Consider the following 661-nt stretch of genomic DNA (forward strand, 5'->3'; position numbering starts at 1 on the left):
CATGCGCCCAGCAATGGGCAACGGTGATCGGCGCGCCGCCTGTCCGGGACGGACGCGTCAGGCGGTTGTAGCCAGTGTAGCCATCCAGCTGCAGAATGCCGTCAAAGCCCTGCAGGATGCGCTCTGCGTTCTCGCCCGCACGGTCAGGCGCATAGGTGAAGACCACGCCGGGGGGATCGCCCCCGCCCCATGAGCGGTCATCGCGTGCCAGAGCCCAGAGGTAGCCCGTCTTCGTGCGTCCTCGGCCGGGGTCCAGCACGGGTGCCGTCGTCTCGTCCATGAACAGCTTGGTCGACGTCTTCAGGTGCTCGGCCAGTCGATCGACCACCGGACCGAGGTGGAAGGCGGCGGTGCCGACCCAATCGGCCAGCGTGCTGCGGTGAAGCTCGATGCCCGCGCGGGCGAGGATCTGGCTCTGGCGATACAATGGCAGGTGATCGGCATACTTGCTGACGAGGACATGCGCGAGGGCGCCCTCAGTGGGCAGGCCGCCCTCGATCAGGTGTGCGGGTGCCGGGGCCTGGGTCACGCCCTCGGCGCAACGACGGCACGCATATTTGGGGCGCACAATCACGATGACCCGCAGTTGCGCGGGCACGATGTCCAGCCGCTCGGTCCGGTCTTCGCCGATGCGGTGCATCTCACCGCAGCCACACGGACA

The 661-nt window shown here is 67.9% G+C and carries 1 protein-coding gene; it reads right to left on the reverse strand.

Annotated features, from left to right (window positions below):
- Nucleotides 1-661, reverse strand: a 661-nt coding sequence (gene tnpC / locus FA740_RS19550) for an IS66 family transposase (RefSeq protein ID WP_136858443.1), incomplete at both ends; no start/stop codon positions are given.

The organism is Paracoccus hibiscisoli, from assembly GCF_005048265.1.
Taxonomy (GTDB): Bacteria; Pseudomonadota; Alphaproteobacteria; order Rhodobacterales; family Rhodobacteraceae; genus Paracoccus; species Paracoccus hibiscisoli.